This is a genomic window from Rhodopseudomonas sp. BR0G17 (assembly GCF_010907025.1).
GTDB lineage: Bacteria > Pseudomonadota > Alphaproteobacteria > Rhizobiales > Xanthobacteraceae > Rhodopseudomonas > Rhodopseudomonas palustris_H.
Genome location: NZ_QUML01000032.1, coordinates 14,136 through 33,468 on the forward strand (window position 1 = coordinate 14,136; position 19,333 = coordinate 33,468).

Consider the following 19,333-nt stretch of genomic DNA (forward strand, 5'->3'; position numbering starts at 1 on the left):
CCGGGCCGCCCCTCTTAGTATGGTGCGGGAGCGACAAACAAGCCCGAACGTGCCGCCCCGCTGCGGCCAGGGGCCGCGATAGTCCGTCATCGTGAATCGGGCGGTGTTCTGCTCTGCCGGCCGCGCATGCAGATACCTGTGGTGCAGTGCACGCGTCGTGCTATCCTATGTTAACTTCGGAGGACGTCTCGAGGTTTCCAACGCCTTCAAGGTGGAGACCCGACATGCGTTTGTCATACGTGAGTGCCGCGCTTGCCGTTGCGGCGCTGCTGACCGGACTGACCAGCCTCCCTGCCGCCGCGCAGGTTGAGGTGGTGTCCGAGACGACCGTCACCCGCCTGGATATCATCGCCGAGCCCAGTGTTCCCGGCAGGTTCGTGTTGAACGCAACCGTCCGCACCGGTTACGGCGCCGGCGTTCCTGACGGCCGGGTAGTGTTCTACGATCTGTCGACCAGCACCGTGCTGGGCTGGATCGATGCCGGCAAACCGAGCCTCATGGTCGACGGCCTCAAGCCGGGCCGGCATCTGCTGCGCGCCGATTACGCCGGCAGCGCCAGCCGGCTGCCGCTGATCGTACTGCCGAGCCAGTCGGCCGAGGTCGCGCTCGATGTGCTGGCTCAGCCGCGCCTGATGCTGTCGTCGTCCGATGCTGCTCCGGCACCCGGCGCGGTGGTGACGCTGACCGCCGCCGTGACCGGTCCGCACGGCCTGCCGACCGGCACGGTGAGCTTTCGCGACGGCGACCGGTTGATTGCCGCGCACGTGCCGCTCGATCGCACCGGGCTGGCGGCATTCACTACTTCGGCGCTGGACAATGGCGTCGGCGGCATCGTGGTCGTGTACGAAGGCGATCATCACTACGCGCGGGCCACTGCGCAGCTGGCACCGAACGAAGATCGCGCGCTGGCGCTCGCCGCCGCCCCGCGGATGTAGTCGCCGCTAAGATTCGGCCGTGATCGGCGTCGATGCGGCCGGTGCTGCAGTCGCGGCTGAGGCCCGCCGCCGGCTGCGGATCGCGAAGCGAAACACCAGATACTGCGCGGCGAACGCTGCGACTTTGAACGCCGGCGCGATCACCATCACGTAGAACGTCCACAGCTTGATATCGCCGGTCAGCGCCGCCGCGATTACCCCGGCGCCGAGCACCAGCATCAGCGCCGCCCAGGCGTAACCGGCGATCCGCACATAGTCCGGGATGGTGTCGCCGACGATCGGCGGCACGTAGCGCAGCATCCAGTCCCGGCGCAGCATCAGCAGCCCGACGGCGATGTGGCCGACGCTTGGCTTGATCAGCACGAAGCGCGGATCGTTGGTCAGCAGCGTGGCGCCGCCGAGCACCACCACCAGCGCGACGCTGGCATAGGCCATCACGTCGAGCCGCTGGCCCTTCACTTTGGCGTAGATGAACTGCCCGACCGCACCGAGCACGGCGACAATCGTCGCCAGCGCGACGTTGCCGGTCGAGAAATACAGCACCACGAAGACGATGGTGGAGAAGAAGTCGCTGCCGAGCTTGGCGAACACCGCCTTCATTGCACGTTTCTCCGCTGTCGCGCCGCCTGCGGAGAACCGCGGCGGAGCGACGTCGCCCCGCCCGATTGTGCGTGGCCCCTCGAGGGAAGTAAACCGCAGCCGCCCGCCGACAAGGGGCGCGTGCTGTTTTGGGGCCGGGGAAGCCTCAGTTCGGCCCAACCAGGGCGGTGGCGCGCCCCGGGCTGCCGAACGGCTTGGGCTTGTCCTTGCCGCAGGCAAAGCCGCGCGCCAGCTCGTCGGCCGCCTGCCGTGCCACCTCGTTGGCGTTGCGGTTGGCGGCGACGTCCACATAGGCGACGTGGCACACCGCGCCGGGCGGCAGCCGCGTCACCACCAGCATCTGCTTGGTGTTGGGCCGGCCGCCTTTGCCAAGATCGTCGTTGTCGGCGAGGTGCCAGCGCTGGATGATGGCGAACGGCTTGCCGGCGCCGTCGAGCCGCCATTCGACCGTATCGGTGGTGGAGTTGAACGGGCCGAACGAGGTTTTGGCCGCCGGCTGGGCGCTGGCATCCTTGTAATTGCGGCCGACGCTGACGCTCTGGCGCAGGTCCATCTCCGATACGACCACCACCAGCCCGTCCTGGCCAGGGCACAGCCACTCGCCGCTATCTTCCGGCGCGCCGCCCGGCCGCGCGACCCGGCACGCCTTGGGTGCAGTCGAACTATAGACGCTGCTGGCGCCGTCAGCCCGGGCCGGCGCCACGAACGCGGCCGAAATAGTGAGCGGGAGCAGCAGGGCGAGGGCAGGGAGCAGTCGCATTGGCAGGCCTTGCATCGCAGCGGAACCTTTGTCGGTCGGCGTCCGGCTGGGGAAGGTTCGAGCAATTTCCGCTCAGGTACTGCCCTTTGCGGCGGAATCGCTCTAGAACGGCGCCTTCGTGTGCCCGTCCTTTAGCCGTGTTCGAATCGAAGAACCATGCCGCTGTTGTCGAATGACCATTACCGCGTCGGCCGCTCCAAGACCGGGCTCGGCCTGTTCGCCGTCAAGCCGATCAAGAAGGGCGCCAAGATCATCCGGTATTTCGGGCCGCTGCTCGACGCGCACAACAAGAAGCACGACGGCATCGAAAACAAATACCTGTTCGAGCTGAACAAGCGCTGGACCATCGACGGCTCGGTGCGCAAGAACGTCGCGCGCTACATCAACCACGCCTGCAAGCCGAACGCTGAGTCCGACGTCAATCCGCGCAAGAAGCGCGTGATCATCCGCGCCATCAAGAACATCGAGCCGGGCGAAGAGATCAACTACGATTACGGCACCGATTACTTCAAAGCCTATCTGAAGCCGATCGGCTGCAAGTGCGTCTCCTGCGAGAAGAAGCGCAAGAAGAAGGCTGCCGAAGCCCGTGCCGAGAAAGCCAAGCTGAAGCTGAAGGCCGAGCGCAAGGCGCAAGCCGAAGCCGAGAAGGCCGCCCGCAAGGCCGCGAAGGCGGTCGGCAAGGCCAAGCCGGAAAAGCCGTCGAAGCCGGAGAAGGTCGCCAAGTCGAAGGCGCCGAAAGCGGTGAAGACAAAAGCGACGGCGACGACGAAGGGCGCCAGCAAGGTAGCGAAAACGAAGGTCGTGACGGCAAAGGCCGGCAAGACCAAAGCGGCGAAGCCGGCCAAGACCACGTCTCGCAAAACGACCACCGGCAAGTCCAAGGCAGCCTGATTGTAGTCGCAGCCTCTCCAATCGTCATTGCGAGCGAAGCGAAGCAATCCAGCTCCGTGCGCTGAGCTGCTGGATTGCTTCGTCGCTACGCTCCTCGCAATGACGGAGAAGCGGTGCTTATGCAGTGACCGCTGCGCCGCTCCGCTTCAACCCGATGAACTGCAGCTCGGCGAAGATCCCGACCGCCGTCGCCTGCATCAGCACGAAAGCAATGCCGAGGGCGTTCGGTGCGACTGCGCCGCTGAGCAGCAGTGCGACGCTCGCGAGCGTCCATAGTGCGTTCCCGCCGATCACGATCAGCACCAGCGCTCGTGGCAGCACGCTGCGGGTACCGAGCCAGCCGACCAGGGCGGCGTAACCGATCAGGAACAGTCCGGTCTCCAGCAGCAGCGGCTGCGGCAGGGCGAGAAGGCGCGAGAGCGTGCCGGCCGCCAAGCTCAGCAGCAACGCCATCGCGCCGCTGACGACAGCGTCGGCCTGCAGGGCGCGGCGGAGCAGCGTGGATGGATGGGTCATAGAGGATTGGATCATGGAACATCTCCTTGGGTTGCAGCGATGCCCCGAAGGATGCCGGGATGCGCGACCCAATTCGATTACCTGGCAGGTCAGAAACGCTTTACCTCGGAGGTCATGGATGCTGTGCGGTGTGCGTGCTAGCGTTCGCGCATGAACACCAACGTGTCTTCGATCAATGCCGCCGCCGGCGCGCAGCCGGTCCGGATCGGTGATTACTTGCGGCAGTGGCGGCAGCGCCGCCGGCTCAGTCAGCTCGATCTCGCGCTCGACGCGGAAATCTCCGCGCGGCATCTGTCGTTCGTCGAGACGGGACGCGCCGCGCCGTCGCGCGAGATGGTGCTGCGGCTCGCCGAGCGGCTCGACGTTCCGCTCCGTGAGCGCAACGTGCTGCTGGTCGCGGCGGGCTTCGCACCGGCGTTCCCGCAGCGCTCGCTGGATGATCCGGCGCTCGCTTCGGTGCGGGCTGCGGTCGATCAGGTGCTTGCCGCGCACGAGCCGAACCCGGCGCTGGCGGTCGATCGGCACTGGAACTTGGTGTCGGCCAACCGCATGGTCGCGCCGATGCTCGACGGCGTTGCGCCGCATCTGCTTGCGTCGCCGCTCAACGTGCTGCGGCTGTCGTTTCATCCCGAAGGTTTGGCGGCACGCACCGCCAATCTGGGCGAGTGGTGCGCGCATCTGCTGGAGCGACTACACCGGCAGTGCGAGACCAGCGCCGATCCGAAGCTGATCGCGCTGTACGACGAACTGAAGACCTATCCGGTGCCGGCGCGCGCCGCGCCGATCGCAGCGGATGCGGTCGCGGTGCCGTTTCGCCTGCAGCTCGGCGACGAGGTGCTGAGCTTCATCTCCACCACCATGGTGTTCGGCACGCCGATCGACGTCACCCTGTCGGAAATCGCGATCGAGACGTTCTTTCCGGCCGATGCGATCACGGGGACGCGATTGCGCGAGCTGGCTGCGCGGCTCTGATCCGCCTTGTCCGGCGTTGCCTGCGTCCCATCTGTGTGGGACTGTGCCGGCAACGACAACGAGGAGGCGCCGATGAGCACGCTGAAGCCGCTAACGATCGACGTGGTGTCCGATGTGGTCTGCCCCTGGTGCTACATCGGCAAGAAGCGGATCGAGCAGGCGATCGCGCTGGCGCCGGAGGTGCCGGTCGAGCTGATCTACCGGCCGTTCTTCCTCAATCCCTGGGTGCCGCGCGAGGGTATCAGCCGCGACGAGTATCTGACCAAGAAGTTCGGATCACCGGAGCGCTACAAGGAGATCGCCGGCCGCATCGCCGAGACCGCCGCGCAAGAGGGACTGGAATATCACCCCGAGCGCGTGCAGCGGCAGCCGAACACGATCGATTGCCATCGCCTGATTCACTGGGCGAGCGCCATTGGCCACGGGCCGGCGATGAAGCAGCGGCTGATGGAATTGTACTTCCGCGACGGTGGTGATCTCACCGATCCTGAGGTGCTGGTGCAGGCGGCGGCCGAATGCGGCCTCGATGCCGAAGACATCCGCGCCCGGCTCGCCACCGATCAGGACGTCGAGGAAGTCTCGGCGCAGGCGCAGGAAGCCGCCGACAAGGGAATTTCCGGCGTGCCGACTTATGTGTTCATGCACCAATACGCGGTGTCCGGCGCGCAGGAACCGGCGCTGATCGCCCGTGCCATCCGTAAGCTGTCGGCGGAGCTGAACGCGGAAGCCGCGGAGTAATCAGCGCTTCAACAGCCGCTTGGCAAAGTGCCGCAGCCGGTCGCGCGCCGACAGCGCGGCAACGATCGGCGCGAACAGCGGATCGCGTTTGCGCAGCGGCAACACCAGGTCGCCGACGGCGAACCGGCCGCGCCAGATCGGATCGATCATCGGATGCTGGGCGCTGGCGGTGGAGTCGGCAAAGCGGATGTCCGGATCGGCGCAGAGATGCCGGGTCAGCGCCAGTGTCAGCAGCACGCCGGGCGAACAGCGGGCGAAGCTCTCGTCGATGCCGAGCTTGAAGAAATAGGCGCGGTCGGCGTGGCGCAGCACGATGCCGGCTGCGATCGGCGTTGTGCCGGCAGACAGGGTGATCACCTCGCATTGGCCACGCGAGGCCAGCGCGATCGCGGCGCTGCGCAGCCGGGCCGCAAGCTCCGGCTGCCGCTTCAGCGAGCTGCCGCGGCGGCCTTTCCAGCCGCTGTCTTCCAGCGCCAGAAAAATGTCGAACGCCCGCGCTGCCTCGTCGGCAGTTTTGGCCACGGTAAAGCGTACCTCGCCGTGCTCGCCGAGACGACGCTCGAGACGGCGCAGGTTCTTCAGCTTCTTTGTATCGAGATCCTGGCGCAGCAGGGCTTCGCCATCGCGGCTGGCGTCGAGGCCGGCGCGGGTCCAGCCGTTGATCAGGCGCGGGCTGAGCCCTTCGGTGGCAAGCACGCGTGTGAACGCCGCCATCGCTTCGCCTTCGCGGGCGACGTCGCGTAGCACCAGGGCGCGGGCGCCGGCAGCGCGCGCCTGCGCCATCATCTTGGCGGCGGCGTCATCGGCTGCATCGCGGTCAAGCAGCGGCGTATCCAGCGAGCGGAACGGATCGGCTGATACCAGCGCCGGCAGCGGCAGACGGAACGCGCGCCAGCATGAGATCACCGGCAGGAGGCCGATCAGCCGGCCGGCGGAATCCTGCGCGGTCAGTGCGCGCGGGACCGCGTCGTCACCGTTAGCTGCAATCACCCATTCCGGCAGGTAGTAACCGTTCGGCTCGATCACCCGGGTCGCCAGATCGCACCAGGCTGCCTTGTCGATCGCGGCGACCTCGGGCAGCGCGCCGGGAGCGGCGGTCGTTGGCGCGACGGCGCGGCGATGCACGAACGGCGTGGTGGGGAACGTCTCGGCCAAAGCTCTCGGTCCTGAATTGTCGAAGCGCGCCCGAAGCAAGCCCCCGGCGCGACAGCTAGGAGACTAACCGCCGACTCCCAACATCACCTTGGTTCCACGAGGCAATTTGCCGACAATGTTAACCGCAGCTTTCCTCGCACGCGGCCTTTCGGCGTCGATTTGCCACGTCGCCTGAACCCGCTCTCGCCGGGCGGCGACCAAGAGCGGTCATTGGTCGGCAAGGAGACGCCATGCGACGCGCGATGCTGAGGGCCGCGGCGACCGCCGCCAGCCTGCTGTGCGGAGTGGCCGCTGCGGCCGCGGAAAGCCGGGTCGCGCTGGTGATCGGGCAATCGGCCTATCGGGCGGTGCCGGCGCTGCCCAATCCGGTGAACGACGCCAAGGCGATCGCCGCGCTGCTCGGCGAGGCCGGCTTCGAGGTCACCGAGGCGTCCGATCTTGGCCAGACCGAGCTTCGCGCCAAGGTCGGCGACTTCGCCGCCACGGTGGCGGCGAAAGGGCCGGAGACCGTCGCGCTGGTGTTCTATGCCGGTCACGGCATCCAGGTGGACGGCGAGAACTATCTGATCCCGGTCGACGTCGATCCGAAGCGCGAGGCCGACATTCCGCTGCAGGCGGTGCGGCTCGACGACTTGCTCAACACGCTGGGCTCGGTGCCGAGCAAGAGCCGGATCATCATGCTCGATGCCTGCCGCAACAATCCGTTTCCGAGCATCAATAAGACGACGGGGCAGGGGCTGGCGCTGGTCGATACCAAGTCCGGCGCGCCCGGCACGCTATTGTCGTACTCGACCTCGCCCGGCGCCGAGGCCGAGGACGGGGGCGGCGCCAACAGCCCTTACACCACTGCGCTGCTCAAAGCGGGGCGCGAGAGCGGGGTGAAGATCGAAGACACCCTCAAGCGGGTGCGGCTCGCGGTGCATCAGGCCACCGAAGGCCGCCAGACGCCGTGGGAGAGCTCGTCGCTGGTCGACGATTTCCAGTTCTTCGCCGCATCCGCCGCCGCGCCGACCGACACCGCTGCGCCGAAACCGCGCACGGTCGAGGAGTGGCGCGCCTTCTTGAAGGGCAAGCCGGTGGATCAGGCCAACACGTTGATCGTCTCCGACGGTTCGGCCGACGCCTATGAAGCTTTTGTCGGGCTCTACGCCGAGCCGCCGTTTGCGCCGGAGGCCAAGCGCTGGCTCGACCGCCATCGCCGGATGAAGGCCTGGAGCCGGGCGGTGCTCGTCAACACCGGATCGGCGTATTCGGCATTCCTGACCGAATATCCGGACAGCGACCTCACTGCGACCGCGCGCAAGCTCGCCGAGCGGCTGCGCAATCGCCCCGACAACGCGGTGGTGGTGCCGGCCGGGCTCGCGACGCCGGTGGTTGCCGCCGTGGCGCCGACCTGTCCGTGCGGGCCGAGCGCGCCGGTGCTGCAGCAGAAGGCTGAGCCCAAGAAGACCGATGTGAAGAAGACCAAGAGCCGGGCTGAGCGCGACGATCCGCCCAAGCGCGGCGGCAAGGCCTCACGGACGAGGGTCTATGTCGAGGACGATGACGACGTCGTGGTGCGGCGGCCGCCGATCTACGATCCGCCGCCGGGGCCGGTGTTTCAATTCGGCGGCGGTTTCCGCGGCGGCTACGGCGGTCCGTATCGCGGCGGCGGCCAGACCGGACCGAGCCGCGGCCGCTATTGAACGCGGCATCTGGACGGCTGTCCGAGCGGCACCCGTGAAGCCGCCGCCCGGCCCGCTCACAGCATCGCAAACGCGCTCGACACCATCGCCACCGGCTTGCCGTCGGAGGCACCGAGCAGCGTGACCCGCCCAAAGCTCATGGTGCGGCCGAGCCTGACCAGGCGGGCGTCGGCGATCACGTCGGTCGAGGCGACGGCTTTCAGGAAATGGGTGGTCTGATCGACCGTGGTCATCGGCCGGAAGCCGCGGTTGCCGGCGCAGACTGCAAACACCATCGCGGTGTCCGCCAGCGCCATCAGGGCCTGGCCGCAGACCACGCCACCGCTGCGGCACAGCCGCTCGGAGAATGCCATCCGCAAAGTCGCGCCGGGCTGCCAGTCGGCCGGGCCGCCGGACGGCGGATCGAGCTCGAGGGTTTCGATCGACAGGCCGAGCTCCAGCACCCACGGCGCGAACGCCTCCTGCAGCATCTGCCGCGCCTCCTGAAGGCCGAACTCCGCCACCTGCTGCTCTGCCATGCGTCTCTCCCTGAGTCGTTGATTATCCGCATGTTTCGCGGCGTTTCGCAGCATCCCATCCGATTCGGGACGGCTTGAAAACGACACGGTCGATCCCTTAAGTTCGGCGGCATCCGAAAGGGGACACGATGGTCAGACGAGTTGCGTTGGTGGTCGGCCTGGTGGTGACGGCGATCGTGCTGAACGGTTGCACCAAATGCGGTCCGATCTGGGAAGATTGGCAATCGCCGAAATCCTGCCGGTCGGATCATCTGTAGCGCTGCGGCCGGGCACGGCTCGCGCGAAAGGGAGTTTGCGATGAAGATTCTGCACGGCGTTGCCGTCCTGGCCCTGCTGACGGGGCCGGCTTTGGCCCAGGGTGAGGGCCCGCACGTCAATCTGGTGCCGGAGATCGAGCACAAGTCCCCGGAAGAGAAGGCCCAGGACGCGGTCCGGCAGAAGGCCTACCAGGAATCGCTGCGTAAGATTCCGGATGCGCAGGCGCCGAACGATCCGTGGGGTGGCGTCCGCGGCGCCGAGGCGACCCAGCCCAAGGCCAAGCGCAAGACTCACCAGAGCAATTAAGCTCGTCTAACGGCCACTGCTGCGGCGATAGGCAGGTGGTCAAAACGGCACAGATTTTTTCTGCGATTTGAGGATGATGCGCGGACGGAACCCCGGCGTACGCAACTCGTTGCGCGGCCGGATCCGACTCACTCATTCGTTTTCGTTCGCAGGATATCACGTGACGTCGCGCGAGGTGCCGTTCGATCCAAAGGTCTTTCTTCGCAGTGCAGGTACGGGACGCGCCGTTCTGCAATTTCGCGCCGGCCAGACCATTTTCACGCAGGACGAAGCCGCCGACTGCGTGATGTACATCCAGCAAGGCCGCATCAAGCTGTCGGTGATGTCGGAGCAGGGCAAGGGCGCGGTGGTCGCCATCCTGCAGCCCGGACAATTCTTCGGCGAAAGCGGTCTGCTCGATCATCGCCGCCGTGCGACCGCGATTGCGCTGGAAGACTGTACCCTCACCAGCATCACCAACGCGTCGATGATGGCGACGCTGCAGCGTGAGCCGGCGATGTGCGAGCTGTTCACCCGGCACCTGGTGGCGCGCAATTCACGCGTCGAAGACGACCTGATCGATCAGCTGTTCAACAACAGCGAGAAGCGCCTGGCGCGGTTGCTGCTGCTGCTTGCGGACCCGGCCGAGGCGTCGCGGCCGGTGCCGATCGAGATCAGCCAGGAGACGCTGGCGGAGATGATCGGGACGACCCGGTCGCGCGTCAGCTTCTTCATGAACAAGTTTCGCAAGGCCGGCTTCATCGACTACAACGGCCGGATCGAGGTGCATCCCACCTTGCGCAATGCGGTGCTGCCGGACCGGCCCCGCGCGGTCGAGCCCGCCCGAAAGCCCGAATAGCTATCGCCATTGATGGATGGAGTGCGGCGGACCTCGTCCGTCTGTGGCCGGCGGCGCTATCGCGGCGCCGGCTATTTCTTCTTGTCGCCGAGCAGGCTGCCGGTGCGGCGGTCGACGAAATGCATCTGCGCGCACGCCGGGCAATGCACCAGCTCGAACGTGGTCTGTGCCGAGCTTCCGGGGTCTTCCTGCAGCCAAGCCTGGACCTTCATCCCGGTCCGGGGACACTGATAGAGCACATGCGACATTGGAAGGCCGGTTCCGCCTTTAGTTCTAGGAGAACGACTTGCCGGGTGCGGCCGTCCATGCGCTTGATCTAGATCAATTAGCGTATGATTTTACCGTTAAATTGCGACTGAATCGCATGCAAGCTTAATCCGGTTAATACTGCCGGTAATCGATGCGGGCGTTCACAACCGAATCGTCAAGCCGCTGATCCTGAACGCAAAAGGCCGCCGGCGTCGGACGCCGGCGGCCTGTGCTGGTTTGCTCAACCCTCGCGCGATTACTTGCGGGCGCAGCTCACCTCGATGCGCACCGAGCTGGCGCCGCAGCGCGCGGTCATGATGCCGTTCTCGATGGTGATGTTGTCGCTGAACCGTGCCGAGCCGTTGCCGACGCACAGCGCCGAGACCAGCGCCTCGTCGGCACCGCAGGCGGTGGGACAGCCGTTGGCCGGGCAGCTGGTCGAGGTCAGGGTGCGGACGCTGGAGATCGAGGCGCCGTCCTTGCCGGCAGGGCCGGCCGGTCCCGCCGGGCCGGCAGGGCCTTGCGGACCGGCTTCGCCTTGCGGTCCGCGCGAACCTTCGCCGCAGCCCGCCAGGGCGATCGCCGCGCCCGTCAGCGCGATCAGCGTGCCGATCCGAAATCTGTCCATGGCCTGCCGGCGCATTCCTGTCTCCTTGTCGGTAAGAGCCGGTGCCGAAGCTGCACGCGGCGGTGACGAGCCTGATTGATGCAAGGTGGGGCGCTGTCCTGCGCACCCGCGGCGCGAAGCCTAGAGCATGTCGGGTTCCGAATGAAACGGAACCTGCGCGGCACTCGCAATGATCAGAGGAACGACGATAGGGAGGGGCGACGTGTCTGGCGCGGCGACGGGCCGAGCGCGGTCACCGACCCAGAAAAAACTGTACCCACAAAAAACAAGGAGCCCCGAACGAGGCCGTGTTCGGGGCTCCGGTCACGGTCGAAACTCCCCACCTCTAGAAAGCTCGGCAATGACGGCGGTAGGCTAGCGGCGGCTGCTCGGCATTGCCTATGCGTAAAATCAAATACCGTTGGCGTTACGAACCGCCATGCCCCTGATGGGCATGATGCTGGGTGAGCTGCGCGATCAATTGCTTCAGCACCCGGCGGCGGTCTTCGTCGGTCGTCTCCGACAGTAGTCGGCGATACAATTTCAGGTTTTCGTCGCGGAGAAATTTATCCAAGACGCTCTCCTGTTCGTTTGCTCCCATAGGACGCGGCGGCCATCGCAGCGCGCACGCCCGTCAGTCACGTCTCCTGTCGAAGCGGATGGCACCCTCAGGCTAGTACGAGCGAAAATGCCTGTCGATCCGAAATGCTGTCCGCCAGTTCCAGGGGGAGCGGTCGGCGCTGTCAGGAAAACCCTGATCTGCCGATACCGCTGCTGCGGCCGATTGCCCTCAGCCGAAGGAATGGATGGTGGAGCGGGGCGGCTGCGGTAAAGCTGGCGCGCGGTCATTGCACGGGACGATGGAAGATGAGTTTTTGGTACGTGGTCGACGCCGTCGCAGTCGGAATCATCCTGCCCTGGATCGTCGCGACCTATCGGCTGCTCGAAGCCTTCAAGCGCGGCACCGGCGCGGGCCTGACCAAATGGGCGATCTACGCCGCGGTCTGCGTGCCGGCGATGCTGCTGGTGATGTGGGGCATCCAGAACCTGCGCTGAGCCGGCCGGCGCAGCGTTCACAGCCGCTCAGTGCCGCCGCCATACACCGCCGCCGCGGCGCCGCCATTGCGGATCCGCCGCGCCTCGGTCATCGCCCGCTGCACTCCGAGATCGGCGGAGTCGCTGGAGAAGGTGATCAGCCGGTTGCAGTTCGGGCACTGGGTCTGAAACCCCTCCCGCATGTTCTTGATCTTCTCCCGGAACGGCTCGCGGCAGCGGCCGCACAGCACCCGCACTTTGTCCGGGATCTTCGGAGTGGCAAGAAGGCTATCCATCCTTTCAGTTGTGGCGAAGCCGGGTTGAGAAAGGATGAAGGCGCGGCGCGGGGACGGCGGTTCGTACGGCGGGACGCGAGCTGATTTGAGTAGGAAGCCCGACCAAGCTGCAAGCGCGAGCTAATCGCTTGCTGATGCTATTCGGCCCGCAGAAATGACGCCGCGACTTGCTGCTTAGCAGGCGGCTCGCCCGACCTGGTTAGTTTAGCGACTCTGTAGCTTGGCGTTCTGTTCGATGCCGTCGCGGAGGCCGGCTCGGCACTGCTATCGGCCCAGGGCGCCTTCCGACCGCACGTCGTCAGGACTGGCGGATGCATTCCAGCTTGAGCGGCCGCCGGAGTCCGAAATTGTGCTGCCGCCCCTCGTGAAAGCACCGGATTTCGACAAGAACATATTGCGAACGGAGAACAAATAGGGTACGTTGATTTTGTCGGCTGAGCCCGGCGCCTGTTTGTCCAGTTGGCGAATCCGTCCATAAGGAGCACGTTGATGGCTGCCCCCACCGCATTGCGTATCGTCGAAGGTTCTTCCATGGACAAATCCAAGGCGCTCTCCGCCGCGCTGTCCCAGATCGAACGTCAGTTCGGTAAGGGCTCGGTGATGAAGCTCGGCAAGAACGACCGCGCGATGGAAATCGAGACGATTTCCTCCGGGTCGCTCGGACTCGACATCGCGCTCGGCGTCGGCGGCCTGCCGAAGGGCCGGATCGTCGAAATCTACGGGCCGGAATCGTCGGGCAAGACCACGCTGGCGCTGCATTGCGTCGCCGAGGCCCAGAAGAAGGGCGGCATCTGCGCCTTCATCGACGCCGAACACGCGCTCGACCCGGTCTATGCCCGCAAGCTCGGCGTCAATGTCGACGACCTGTTGATCTCGCAGCCTGATCACGGCGAGCAGGCGCTGGAAATCGCCGACACGCTGGTGCGCTCCGGCGCGATCGACGTGCTGATCGTCGACTCGGTGGCGGCGCTGGTGCCGCGCGCCGAACTCGAAGGCGAAATGGGCGACGCGCTGCCCGGCCTGCAGGCCCGCCTGATGAGCCAGGCGCTGCGCAAGCTGACCGCGTCGATCAACAAGTCCAACACCATGGTGATCTTCATCAACCAGATCCGGATGAAGATCGGCGTGATGTACGGCTCGCCGGAAACCACCACCGGCGGCAACGCGCTGAAGTTCTACGCCTCGGTCCGCCTCGACATCCGCCGCATCGGTGCGATCAAGGAGCGCGACGAGGTGATCGGCAACCAGACCCGCGTCAAGGTGGTGAAGAACAAGCTGGCGCCGCCGTTCAAGCAGGTCGAATTCGACATCATGTACGGCGAGGGCGTCTCCAAGATGGGCGAGATCCTCGACCTCGGCGTCAAGGCCGGCATCGTCGAGAAGTCCGGCGCCTGGTTCTCGTATGACAGCCAGCGGCTCGGCCAGGGACGTGAGAACGCCAAGTCGTTCCTGCGCTCCAACCCGGACATGACCGCCAAGATCGAAGCGGCGATCCGTCAGAACTCCGGCCTGATCGCCGAACAGATCCTGGCCGGCTCGCCGGAGCGCGACGCCGACGGCGAAGAGCCGATCGAGGAGTGAGATGGCTCGCGGCCGGCTGATGCCTGTCGCATGATTTCAGGTCGGCGAGCGGTATGCCGGCCTGGAGCCGACGTTTTTTTAAGACGGCGAGTGTTGCGGTCCCCTGTTGCCGGGGATCCCGCGGCGCTCGCCGCATTCGTTCTGGGACGGCCTGATTGCTGCTCAGGAGTGAAGAGGCTGTGCCGAAGCGCTGTTCAAACAGACGTCATGCGCTGGCTTGACGGGCCCCCGCGGCCGTAGCCGCTCCGGCGTGGCGAAGGCCCGCGCATTCATCGCGCGCAGCGCGCTCAACCGAGGCAATTGCGAAGAGGATGGATCGCCGGGTCGCGCCCGGCGATGACGTTGTTCTTCGTGGCCGAGGCTGCCTGGGGCCGAGGCTGCCGGCCTCCCAATGCGGCGAGCCAGCGGCGGCAGCTACTCCGCAGCCCGCGCGTAGTCGGCCGCCAGCGCGTAGTCTTCGACCGGCGGGCAGGAGCAGATCAGGTTGCGGTCGCCGTAGACGTTGTCGACGCGGCCGACCGGGCTCCAATATTTGTCGGTGCGCGAGTTCGGCGCCGGGAAGCAGCCTTCGGTGCGCGGATAGGGCCGGGTCCATTCGGCGCTGGTGACATCGTGCGCGGTGTGCGGCGCGTGGCGCAGCGGCGACTGTTCGATCTTGTAGCGGCCGTCCTCAACCTGCGCGATCTCGCGGCGGATCGCGATCATGGCGTCGCAGAACCGGTCGATCTCAGCCTTCGATTCCGACTCGGTCGGCTCGATCATCAGCGTGCCCGGCACCGGGAAGCTCATGGTCGGGGCGTGGAAGCCGTAGTCGATCAACCGCTTGGCGATGTCGTCGACGGTGACGCCGGTGGTGGTCTTCAGCGCACGCGGATCGACGATGCACTCGTGCGCGACCCGGCCGCGCGCGTTCCGATACAACACCGGGAAATGCGGCTGCAGCTTTGCAGCGATGTAATTGGCGTTGAGGATCGCGATCTCGGTGGCCCGCTTCAGGCCGGCCGCCCCCATCATCAGGATGTAGATGTAGGAGATCGTCAGGATCGAGGCGGAGCCCCACGGCGCCGCCGACACCGTGCCGCCGCCATGCAGGCCGCCGTTGAGCGGCTCGCCTTCGGCCGGATGGCCAGGCAGGAACGGCGCCAGATGCGCGCGGACGCCGATCGGGCCCATGCCCGGACCGCCGCCGCCATGCGGGATGCAGAAGGTCTTGTGCAGATTGAGATGGCTGACGTCGGCGCCGTAATCGCCCGGGCGGGCGAGGCCGACCTGCGCGTTGAGATTGGCGCCGTCCAGATAGACCTGACCGCCATGGGCGTGGACGATGTCGCAGATGTCGCGGATATGCTCTTCGAACACGCCGTGGGTCGACGGATAGGTGATCATCACCGCGGCGAGGTTCGCCGAATGCGCCTCGGCCTTGGCGCGAAGGTCATCGACATCAACGTCGCCATGGGCGTCGCAGCCGACCACCACCACGTCCATGCCGGCCATCGCGGCGGAGGCCGGGTTGGTGCCGTGCGCCGACGACGGGATCAGGCAGACTTTGCGGTGCGGCTCGCCGCGCGACAGATGATAGCCGCGGATCGCCAGCAGGCCGGCATATTCGCCCTGCGCGCCGGAATTCGGCTGCAGCGACACCGCATCGTAGCCGGTGATCTCGGCGAGCCAGGTTTCCAGCCTGGCGAACAGCACGTGATAGCCGGCGGCCTGCGCCTTCGGCACGAACGGATGCAGGCTGCCGAATTCAGGCCAGGTCAGCGGCATCATTTCGGTGGTGGCGTTCAGCTTCATGGTGCAGGAGCCGAGCGGAATCATCGCGCGGTCGAGCGCGAGATCTCGGTCGGACAGCTTGCGCATGTAGCGCAGTAGTTCGGTTTCCGAACGATAGTCCTGGAACGCCGGCTGGGTCAGGTAATCGCTGGTCCGCTTCAGCGCCGCCGGCAATGCGGTGCCGAGCGCGTCGCCGGCGTCGCGTTCCACAGTGGCGTAGTCGAGCGATCCACCGAAGGCGCGCCACAACGCTTCCACGATCGCAGGCGTGGTGGTCTCGTCGAGCGAGATGCCGAGCGAAGACGCATTGATCCGCAGATTGATCTTCTCGGCTTCCGCGCGCGCCACGATGGCGTCACGGCGATCGCCGACTTCGATCGTCAGCGTGTCGAAGTAGGTGCCGTGGGTCGGCGTCAGGCCGAGCTGCTGCAGGCCGGCCGCCAGCACGGCTGTGCGCCGGTGGACGCGGCGCGCGATCGCGGCGAGGCCGTCGGGGCCGTGATACACCGCGTACATCGCATTGATCACCGCCAGCAGCACCTGCGCGGTGCAGATGTTCGAGGTCGCCTTTTCGCGGCGGATGTGCTGCTCGCGGGTCTGCAGCGCCAGCCGATAGGCCGGCTGGCCATGGCTATCGATCGACAGCCCGACGATGCGGCCGGGCAGGCTGCGCTTCAGGCTGTCGCGCACCGCCATGAACGCGGCGTGCGGTCCGCCATATCCCATCGGCACGCCGAAGCGCTGCGCCGAGCCGATTGCGATATCGGCGCCGAGTTCGCCCGGCGGGGTGATCAGCGTCAGCGCAAGCAGGTCGGCGGAGACCACGGCCAGCGCGCCCTTCTTGCGTAGCGCCGCGATCACCGCGCGCGGATCGCGCAAGGCGCCCGACGATCCGGGATATTGCAGCAGAGCGCCGAACACGTCGGCGCCTTCCAGCTCGGTCTCCGGATCGCCGACGATGATGCGCCAGCCGAGCGGCTCGGCGCGGGTGCGTAGCACCGCGATGGTCTGCGGATGGGTATCGGCATCGACGAAGAATGCCTTGGCGTTCTTGGCCGCGGCGCGCTCGGCCAGCGCCATCGCTTCCGCCGCCGCGGTGCCTTCGTCGAGCAGCGACGCGTTGGCGACGTCGAGCCCGGTGAGGTCGCAGATCATGGTCTGGAAGTTGAACAGCGCTTCCAACCGGCCCTGGCTGATCTCGGGCTGATACGGCGTATAGGCCGTGTACCAAGCCGGATTTTCCAGAATATTGCGCTGGATCACGGTCGGCAGGATCGTGCCGTAATAGCCTTGACCGATCAGCGAGGTGAAGACTTGGTTCTGCGCGGCGAGTTCGCTCATATGCGCCAGCGCTTCACTCTCGGTGAGCGGAGCGCCGAGCTTCAGCGGCTCGCGATGCCGGATCGCATAAGGCAGCGTCTCGGCGACGAGTTGCTCCAGGCTGCCGGCGCCGGCGGTCGCCAGCATCGCCGCGATGTCCTGCGGCGAGGGCCCGATATGCCGACGCACGAAGTCGTTGGCGGCGTCGATCGGTCGGCGATGCGGCATGCTCTGGTCCTCGTCAAATGCAACGGCCCCGAGGGCTGGTTGCTCGGAAATCTCAGGCGTCTAAATCTCAGCGTCGTCATTGCGAGGAGCGAAGCGACGAAGCAATCCAGAGACACAGTGCGTTGGAATTGGATTGCTTCGCTTCGCTCGCAATGACGAATTCAGGCGAACGGACGGTCCGTCAGGCCGTGTGGGCCTTGTAGGCCGCTTCGTCCATCAGGCCGTCGAGTTCACTCTTGTCGGCGATCTTCAGCTTGAAGAACCACGCGGCGCCGCCGGCGTCGGAATTCACCAGGCCGGGCTCGGTGCCGAGCGTCTCGTTGACTTCGAGTACTTCGCCGGTGATCGGCGCGTAGACGTCGGAGGCGGCCTTCACCGATTCGACCACGGCGGCGGCTTCAGCCTTCTTCACGGCGCGGCCGACTTTCGGCAGCTCGACAAACACCACGTCGCCGAGCTGTTCCTGGGCGTAGTCGGTGATGCCGATCGTGGCGACGTCGCCCTCGATCTTCAGCCATTCATGATCGGGGGTGTAGAGCGTGGTCATGACAAGTCCTCAGCGCTTGTAGGTATTCGGAACGAACGGCATGGCCGCGACGCGCAGCGGCAGACGCTGGCCGCGCACTTCGGCGAAAACGACGGTGTCGCGCACAGCCAGCGCGGCCGGCAGATAGCCCATTGCCACCGGCGCATTCAGGCTCGGCCCGAAGCCGCCGGAGGTGACCGTGCCGACCGCCTCGGTCGAATCGGCGCTGGCGAACATCGGTGCATTCTCGCGCACTGGGGCGCGGCCCTCGGGTCGCAATCCAACGCGTAGCCGCTCGGTGCTGCCATCGAGCTGGCTGAGAATCGCCGAGGCGCCGGGGAAGCCGCCAGAACGGACGCCCCCGCTGCGGCGGCTCTTCTGGATCGACCAGCTCAGCGCGGCTTCGACCGGCGTGGTGGTGGTGTCGATGTCGTGGCCGTAGAGGCAGAGGCCTGCTTCCAGCCGCAGGCTGTCGCGGGCGCCGAGCCCGATCGGCAGCACGTCGGGGTTGTCGAGCAGCGCGGTCGCAAGCCGTTCGGCGCCGTCCGCCGGCACCGAGATCTCGAAGCCGTCTTCGCCGGTGTAGCCGGAGCGCGAGACGATGCAGGCAAGGCCGTCGAGGCTGAGCTCGGCGACATCCATGAACTTCATCGTGGTGACGTCTGCACAGAATTTCGCCAGCGCGGCTTCGGCCTTCGGGCCCTGCAGCGCGATCAGCGCGCGATCGGTGAGGGCAGTGATGTCGCAGGCATCCGACAGATGCGCGCGCAGGTGCGCCTCATCCTCGGCCTTGCAGGCGGCGTTGACCACCAGAAACAGCCGGTCGCCGAGATTGGTGATCATCAGGTCGTCGAGAATCCCACCGGATTCATTGGTGAACTGCGCGTAGCGCTGGCGGCCGGGCGGCAGCGCTACGATGTCCTGCGGGATCAGCGCTTCGAGCGCGCGGGCGGCGTCTTCGAGCTTGCCGGACTTTGCCCGCAGCTCGATCTGGCCCATATGCGAAACGTCGAAAAGCCCTGCGGCACTGCGGGTGTGCAGATGTTCTTTCAGCACGCCAAGCGGGTATTGCACCGGCATGTCGTAGCCGGCGAAGGGCACCATCTTGCCGCCGCGGGCCAGGTGCAGCGCGTAGAGCGGCGTGCGTTTCAAGGATTGGGTGTCGTCACCCGCCAGCATATCCAGGCTCCCAAGGTTCCCGAGACCGATTTCTCGTCACCGTTCGAGCCCCATCTGTCGCTGTGCCTGAGAGCATTATCCCGTCGGCGGACCCGTCCCGGGATCGCCCGGCAGGGTCTCTTTCCAGATGTCAGTCGGCCGCGCGGTCCGTTTGCCTGAGAGTTTCCGGGGCGGTTGCTCCTTCGGCGCCGGCCCCCTTCACCGAAGGATTGGGCCGATCTCTCCCGACGCGACTTAGTCTTAGGTAGGTAGGACACAAACACGGCTTCAACAAGGCTGTCAACGCGGCTCGGCGAGCTATCAACGGGTCTTCGTAAACGCCCGTGGAAGTGGGTCTCCCGGCTGGCAAACAACTGGATCTATGCCC

General features: G+C 66.2%; 22 protein-coding genes and 1 riboswitch. Of the genes, 10 read left to right on the forward strand and 12 right to left on the reverse strand.

Features of this window, described 5'->3' with window-relative positions; genetic code table 11:
- The first annotated feature begins 224 nt into the window (after positions 1 to 224).
- Entirely contained in the window at positions 225 to 935 is a 711-nt protein-coding gene (locus tag DY467_RS20405) for an Ig-like domain-containing protein (RefSeq protein ID WP_164638594.1), read from the forward strand.
- A gap of 6 nt (positions 936 to 941) precedes the next feature.
- Here DY467_RS20405 and DY467_RS20410 read toward each other — a convergent pair whose 3' ends face one another.
- Both DY467_RS20410 and DY467_RS20415 read right to left on the reverse strand, forming a co-directional pair.
- Positions 942 to 1,535, reverse strand: a complete 594-nt coding sequence (locus DY467_RS20410) for an inner membrane-spanning protein YciB (protein ID WP_164638595.1) — start codon at positions 1,533 to 1,535, stop codon at positions 942 to 944.
- A gap of 145 nt (positions 1,536 to 1,680) precedes the next feature.
- Positions 1,681 to 2,310 (reverse strand): hypothetical protein, encoded by a 630-nt coding sequence (locus DY467_RS20415; RefSeq protein ID WP_164638597.1) that lies wholly within the window; start codon positions 2,308 to 2,310, stop codon positions 1,681 to 1,683.
- Positions 2,311 to 2,451: 141 nt separating this feature from the next.
- On the opposite strand from DY467_RS20415, the gene DY467_RS20420 reads away from it, so the two are divergent.
- The gene (locus DY467_RS20420; protein WP_164638599.1) at positions 2,452 to 3,186 is read left to right on the forward strand and encodes an SET domain-containing protein; all 735 of its coding nucleotides are present in this window, start codon (positions 2,452 to 2,454) and stop codon (positions 3,184 to 3,186) included.
- Positions 3,187 to 3,303: 117 nt separating this feature from the next.
- On the opposite strand, the gene DY467_RS20425 is transcribed toward DY467_RS20420, so the two are convergent.
- Positions 3,304 to 3,717, reverse strand: a complete 414-nt coding sequence (locus tag DY467_RS20425; protein WP_246701593.1) for a hypothetical protein — start codon at positions 3,715 to 3,717, stop codon at positions 3,304 to 3,306.
- 135 nt (positions 3,718 to 3,852) lie between these two features.
- Between DY467_RS20425 and DY467_RS20430 the strand changes: the two genes are divergently transcribed.
- Positions 3,853 to 4,674, forward strand: a complete 822-nt coding sequence (locus DY467_RS20430) for a helix-turn-helix domain-containing protein (RefSeq protein ID WP_164638601.1) — start codon at positions 3,853 to 3,855, stop codon at positions 4,672 to 4,674.
- Between the two features lie 72 nt (positions 4,675 to 4,746).
- Positions 4,747 to 5,412 carry a DsbA family oxidoreductase gene (locus DY467_RS20435; RefSeq protein WP_164638603.1) on the forward strand — a complete coding sequence of 222 codons (666 nt, stop codon included), beginning with the start codon at positions 4,747 to 4,749 and terminating at the stop codon, positions 5,410 to 5,412.
- Here DY467_RS20435 and DY467_RS20440 read toward each other — a convergent pair whose 3' ends face one another.
- Complete coding sequence (locus DY467_RS20440) at positions 5,413 to 6,567, reverse strand: GNAT family N-acetyltransferase (RefSeq protein ID WP_164638605.1); 1,155 nt, start codon at positions 6,565 to 6,567, stop codon at positions 5,413 to 5,415. It abuts the gene before it with no gap.
- A gap of 230 nt (positions 6,568 to 6,797) precedes the next feature.
- Here DY467_RS20440 and DY467_RS20445 point away from each other — a divergent pair, with 230 nt between their 5' ends.
- Entirely contained in the window at positions 6,798 to 8,252 is a 1,455-nt protein-coding gene (locus tag DY467_RS20445) for a caspase family protein (RefSeq protein ID WP_164638607.1), read from the forward strand.
- A gap of 56 nt (positions 8,253 to 8,308) precedes the next feature.
- Here DY467_RS20445 and DY467_RS20450 read toward each other — a convergent pair whose 3' ends face one another.
- Positions 8,309 to 8,770, reverse strand: coding sequence for a PaaI family thioesterase (locus tag DY467_RS20450; protein ID WP_164638609.1), 462 nt, complete (start codon positions 8,768 to 8,770; stop codon positions 8,309 to 8,311).
- A gap of 128 nt (positions 8,771 to 8,898) precedes the next feature.
- On the opposite strand from DY467_RS20450, the gene DY467_RS20455 reads away from it, so the two are divergent.
- From DY467_RS20455 to DY467_RS20465, 3 genes are all read left to right on the forward strand, one after another.
- A complete protein-coding gene (locus DY467_RS20455; RefSeq protein WP_107345578.1) occupies positions 8,899 to 9,027 on the forward strand; it encodes a peptidylprolyl isomerase in 129 nt (42 codons plus the stop codon).
- 40 nt (positions 9,028 to 9,067) lie between these two features.
- On the forward strand, positions 9,068 to 9,334 hold the full coding sequence (locus tag DY467_RS20460; RefSeq protein ID WP_107345577.1) for a hypothetical protein: 267 nt from the start codon (positions 9,068 to 9,070) through the stop codon (positions 9,332 to 9,334).
- A gap of 160 nt (positions 9,335 to 9,494) precedes the next feature.
- Positions 9,495 to 10,172 carry a Crp/Fnr family transcriptional regulator gene (locus tag DY467_RS20465; RefSeq protein ID WP_107345576.1) on the forward strand — a complete coding sequence of 226 codons (678 nt, stop codon included), beginning with the start codon at positions 9,495 to 9,497 and terminating at the stop codon, positions 10,170 to 10,172.
- 71 nt (positions 10,173 to 10,243) lie between these two features.
- Here DY467_RS20465 and DY467_RS20470 read toward each other — a convergent pair whose 3' ends face one another.
- The 3 genes from DY467_RS20470 to DY467_RS20480 form a co-directional block, all read right to left on the reverse strand.
- The gene (locus DY467_RS20470) at positions 10,244 to 10,384 is read right to left on the reverse strand and encodes a hypothetical protein (RefSeq protein ID WP_164571537.1); all 141 of its coding nucleotides are present in this window, start codon (positions 10,382 to 10,384) and stop codon (positions 10,244 to 10,246) included.
- A gap of 293 nt (positions 10,385 to 10,677) precedes the next feature.
- Positions 10,678 to 11,064, reverse strand: a complete 387-nt coding sequence (locus tag DY467_RS20475; protein WP_107345575.1) for a hypothetical protein — start codon at positions 11,062 to 11,064, stop codon at positions 10,678 to 10,680.
- Between the two features lie 391 nt (positions 11,065 to 11,455).
- Positions 11,456 to 11,602, reverse strand: coding sequence for a ferritin family protein (locus tag DY467_RS20480; RefSeq protein WP_164571538.1), 147 nt, complete (start codon positions 11,600 to 11,602; stop codon positions 11,456 to 11,458).
- A gap of 293 nt (positions 11,603 to 11,895) precedes the next feature.
- On the opposite strand from DY467_RS20480, the gene DY467_RS20485 reads away from it, so the two are divergent.
- Positions 11,896 to 12,084 carry a hypothetical protein gene (locus tag DY467_RS20485; protein WP_107345574.1) on the forward strand — a complete coding sequence of 63 codons (189 nt, stop codon included), beginning with the start codon at positions 11,896 to 11,898 and terminating at the stop codon, positions 12,082 to 12,084.
- Positions 12,085 to 12,101: 17 nt separating this feature from the next.
- Here the strand turns inward: DY467_RS20485 and DY467_RS20490 are convergent, their stop codons facing one another.
- On the reverse strand, positions 12,102 to 12,359 hold the full coding sequence (locus tag DY467_RS20490) for a hypothetical protein (protein ID WP_164638611.1): 258 nt from the start codon (positions 12,357 to 12,359) through the stop codon (positions 12,102 to 12,104).
- A 489-nt stretch (positions 12,360 to 12,848) separates the two neighbouring features.
- Here DY467_RS20490 and recA point away from each other — a divergent pair, with 489 nt between their 5' ends.
- A complete protein-coding gene (gene recA, locus DY467_RS20495; RefSeq protein WP_107345572.1) occupies positions 12,849 to 13,940 on the forward strand; it encodes a recombinase RecA in 1,092 nt (363 codons plus the stop codon).
- A gap of 414 nt (positions 13,941 to 14,354) precedes the next feature.
- On the opposite strand, the gene gcvP is transcribed toward recA, so the two are convergent.
- The 3 genes from gcvP to gcvT all read right to left on the reverse strand — a co-directional run bounded on the left by gcvP (position 14,355) and on the right by gcvT (position 18,966).
- Positions 14,355 to 17,261, reverse strand: coding sequence for an aminomethyl-transferring glycine dehydrogenase (gcvP, locus tag DY467_RS20500; RefSeq protein ID WP_164638613.1), 2,907 nt, complete (start codon positions 17,259 to 17,261; stop codon positions 14,355 to 14,357).
- 181 nt (positions 17,262 to 17,442) lie between these two features.
- A complete protein-coding gene (gene gcvH / locus DY467_RS20505; protein WP_013501273.1) occupies positions 17,443 to 17,808 on the reverse strand; it encodes a glycine cleavage system protein GcvH in 366 nt (121 codons plus the stop codon).
- 9 nt (positions 17,809 to 17,817) lie between these two features.
- Positions 17,818 to 18,966, reverse strand: a complete 1,149-nt coding sequence (gene gcvT, locus DY467_RS20510; RefSeq protein ID WP_164638615.1) for a glycine cleavage system aminomethyltransferase GcvT — start codon at positions 18,964 to 18,966, stop codon at positions 17,818 to 17,820.
- Positions 18,967 to 19,099: 133 nt separating this feature from the next.
- Positions 19,100 to 19,204: riboswitch (glycine riboswitch) on the reverse strand.
- Positions 19,205 to 19,333: the final 129 nt, after the last annotated feature.

What these genes read in the sequence shown, in the direction of transcription:
- DY467_RS20420 (WP_164638599.1), top strand. Translation starts at nt 2,452, where the DNA reads ATGCCGCTGTTGTCGAATGACCATTACCGCGTCGGCCGCTCCAAGACC.
- DY467_RS20405 (WP_164638594.1), top strand. Translation starts at nt 225, where the DNA reads ATGCGTTTGTCATACGTGAGTGCCGCGCTTGCCGTTGCGGCGCTGCTG.
- DY467_RS20485 (WP_107345574.1), top strand. Translation starts at nt 11,896, where the DNA reads ATGAGTTTTTGGTACGTGGTCGACGCCGTCGCAGTCGGAATCATCCTG.
- DY467_RS20455 (WP_107345578.1), top strand. Translation starts at nt 8,899, where the DNA reads ATGGTCAGACGAGTTGCGTTGGTGGTCGGCCTGGTGGTGACGGCGATC.
- DY467_RS20445 (WP_164638607.1), top strand. Translation starts at nt 6,798, where the DNA reads ATGCGACGCGCGATGCTGAGGGCCGCGGCGACCGCCGCCAGCCTGCTG.
- DY467_RS20450 (WP_164638609.1), bottom strand. Translation starts at nt 8,770, where the DNA reads ATGGCAGAGCAGCAGGTGGCGGAGTTCGGCCTTCAGGAGGCGCGGCAG.
- gcvP (WP_164638613.1), bottom strand. Translation starts at nt 17,261, where the DNA reads ATGCCGCATCGCCGACCGATCGACGCCGCCAACGACTTCGTGCGTCGG.
- gcvH (WP_013501273.1), bottom strand. Translation starts at nt 17,808, where the DNA reads ATGACCACGCTCTACACCCCCGATCATGAATGGCTGAAGATCGAGGGC.
- DY467_RS20490 (WP_164638611.1), bottom strand. Translation starts at nt 12,359, where the DNA reads ATGGATAGCCTTCTTGCCACTCCGAAGATCCCGGACAAAGTGCGGGTG.
- DY467_RS20460 (WP_107345577.1), top strand. Translation starts at nt 9,068, where the DNA reads ATGAAGATTCTGCACGGCGTTGCCGTCCTGGCCCTGCTGACGGGGCCG.
- DY467_RS20470 (WP_164571537.1), bottom strand. Translation starts at nt 10,384, where the DNA reads ATGAAGGTCCAGGCTTGGCTGCAGGAAGACCCCGGAAGCTCGGCACAG.
- DY467_RS20410 (WP_164638595.1), bottom strand. Translation starts at nt 1,535, where the DNA reads ATGAAGGCGGTGTTCGCCAAGCTCGGCAGCGACTTCTTCTCCACCATC.
- DY467_RS20430 (WP_164638601.1), top strand. Translation starts at nt 3,853, where the DNA reads ATGAACACCAACGTGTCTTCGATCAATGCCGCCGCCGGCGCGCAGCCG.
- DY467_RS20435 (WP_164638603.1), top strand. Translation starts at nt 4,747, where the DNA reads ATGAGCACGCTGAAGCCGCTAACGATCGACGTGGTGTCCGATGTGGTC.
- DY467_RS20425 (WP_246701593.1), bottom strand. Translation starts at nt 3,717, where the DNA reads ATGATCCAATCCTCTATGACCCATCCATCCACGCTGCTCCGCCGCGCC.
- gcvT (WP_164638615.1), bottom strand. Translation starts at nt 18,966, where the DNA reads ATGCTGGCGGGTGACGACACCCAATCCTTGAAACGCACGCCGCTCTAC.
- DY467_RS20475 (WP_107345575.1), bottom strand. Translation starts at nt 11,064, where the DNA reads ATGCGCCGGCAGGCCATGGACAGATTTCGGATCGGCACGCTGATCGCG.
- recA (WP_107345572.1), top strand. Translation starts at nt 12,849, where the DNA reads ATGGCTGCCCCCACCGCATTGCGTATCGTCGAAGGTTCTTCCATGGAC.
- DY467_RS20415 (WP_164638597.1), bottom strand. Translation starts at nt 2,310, where the DNA reads ATGCAAGGCCTGCCAATGCGACTGCTCCCTGCCCTCGCCCTGCTGCTC.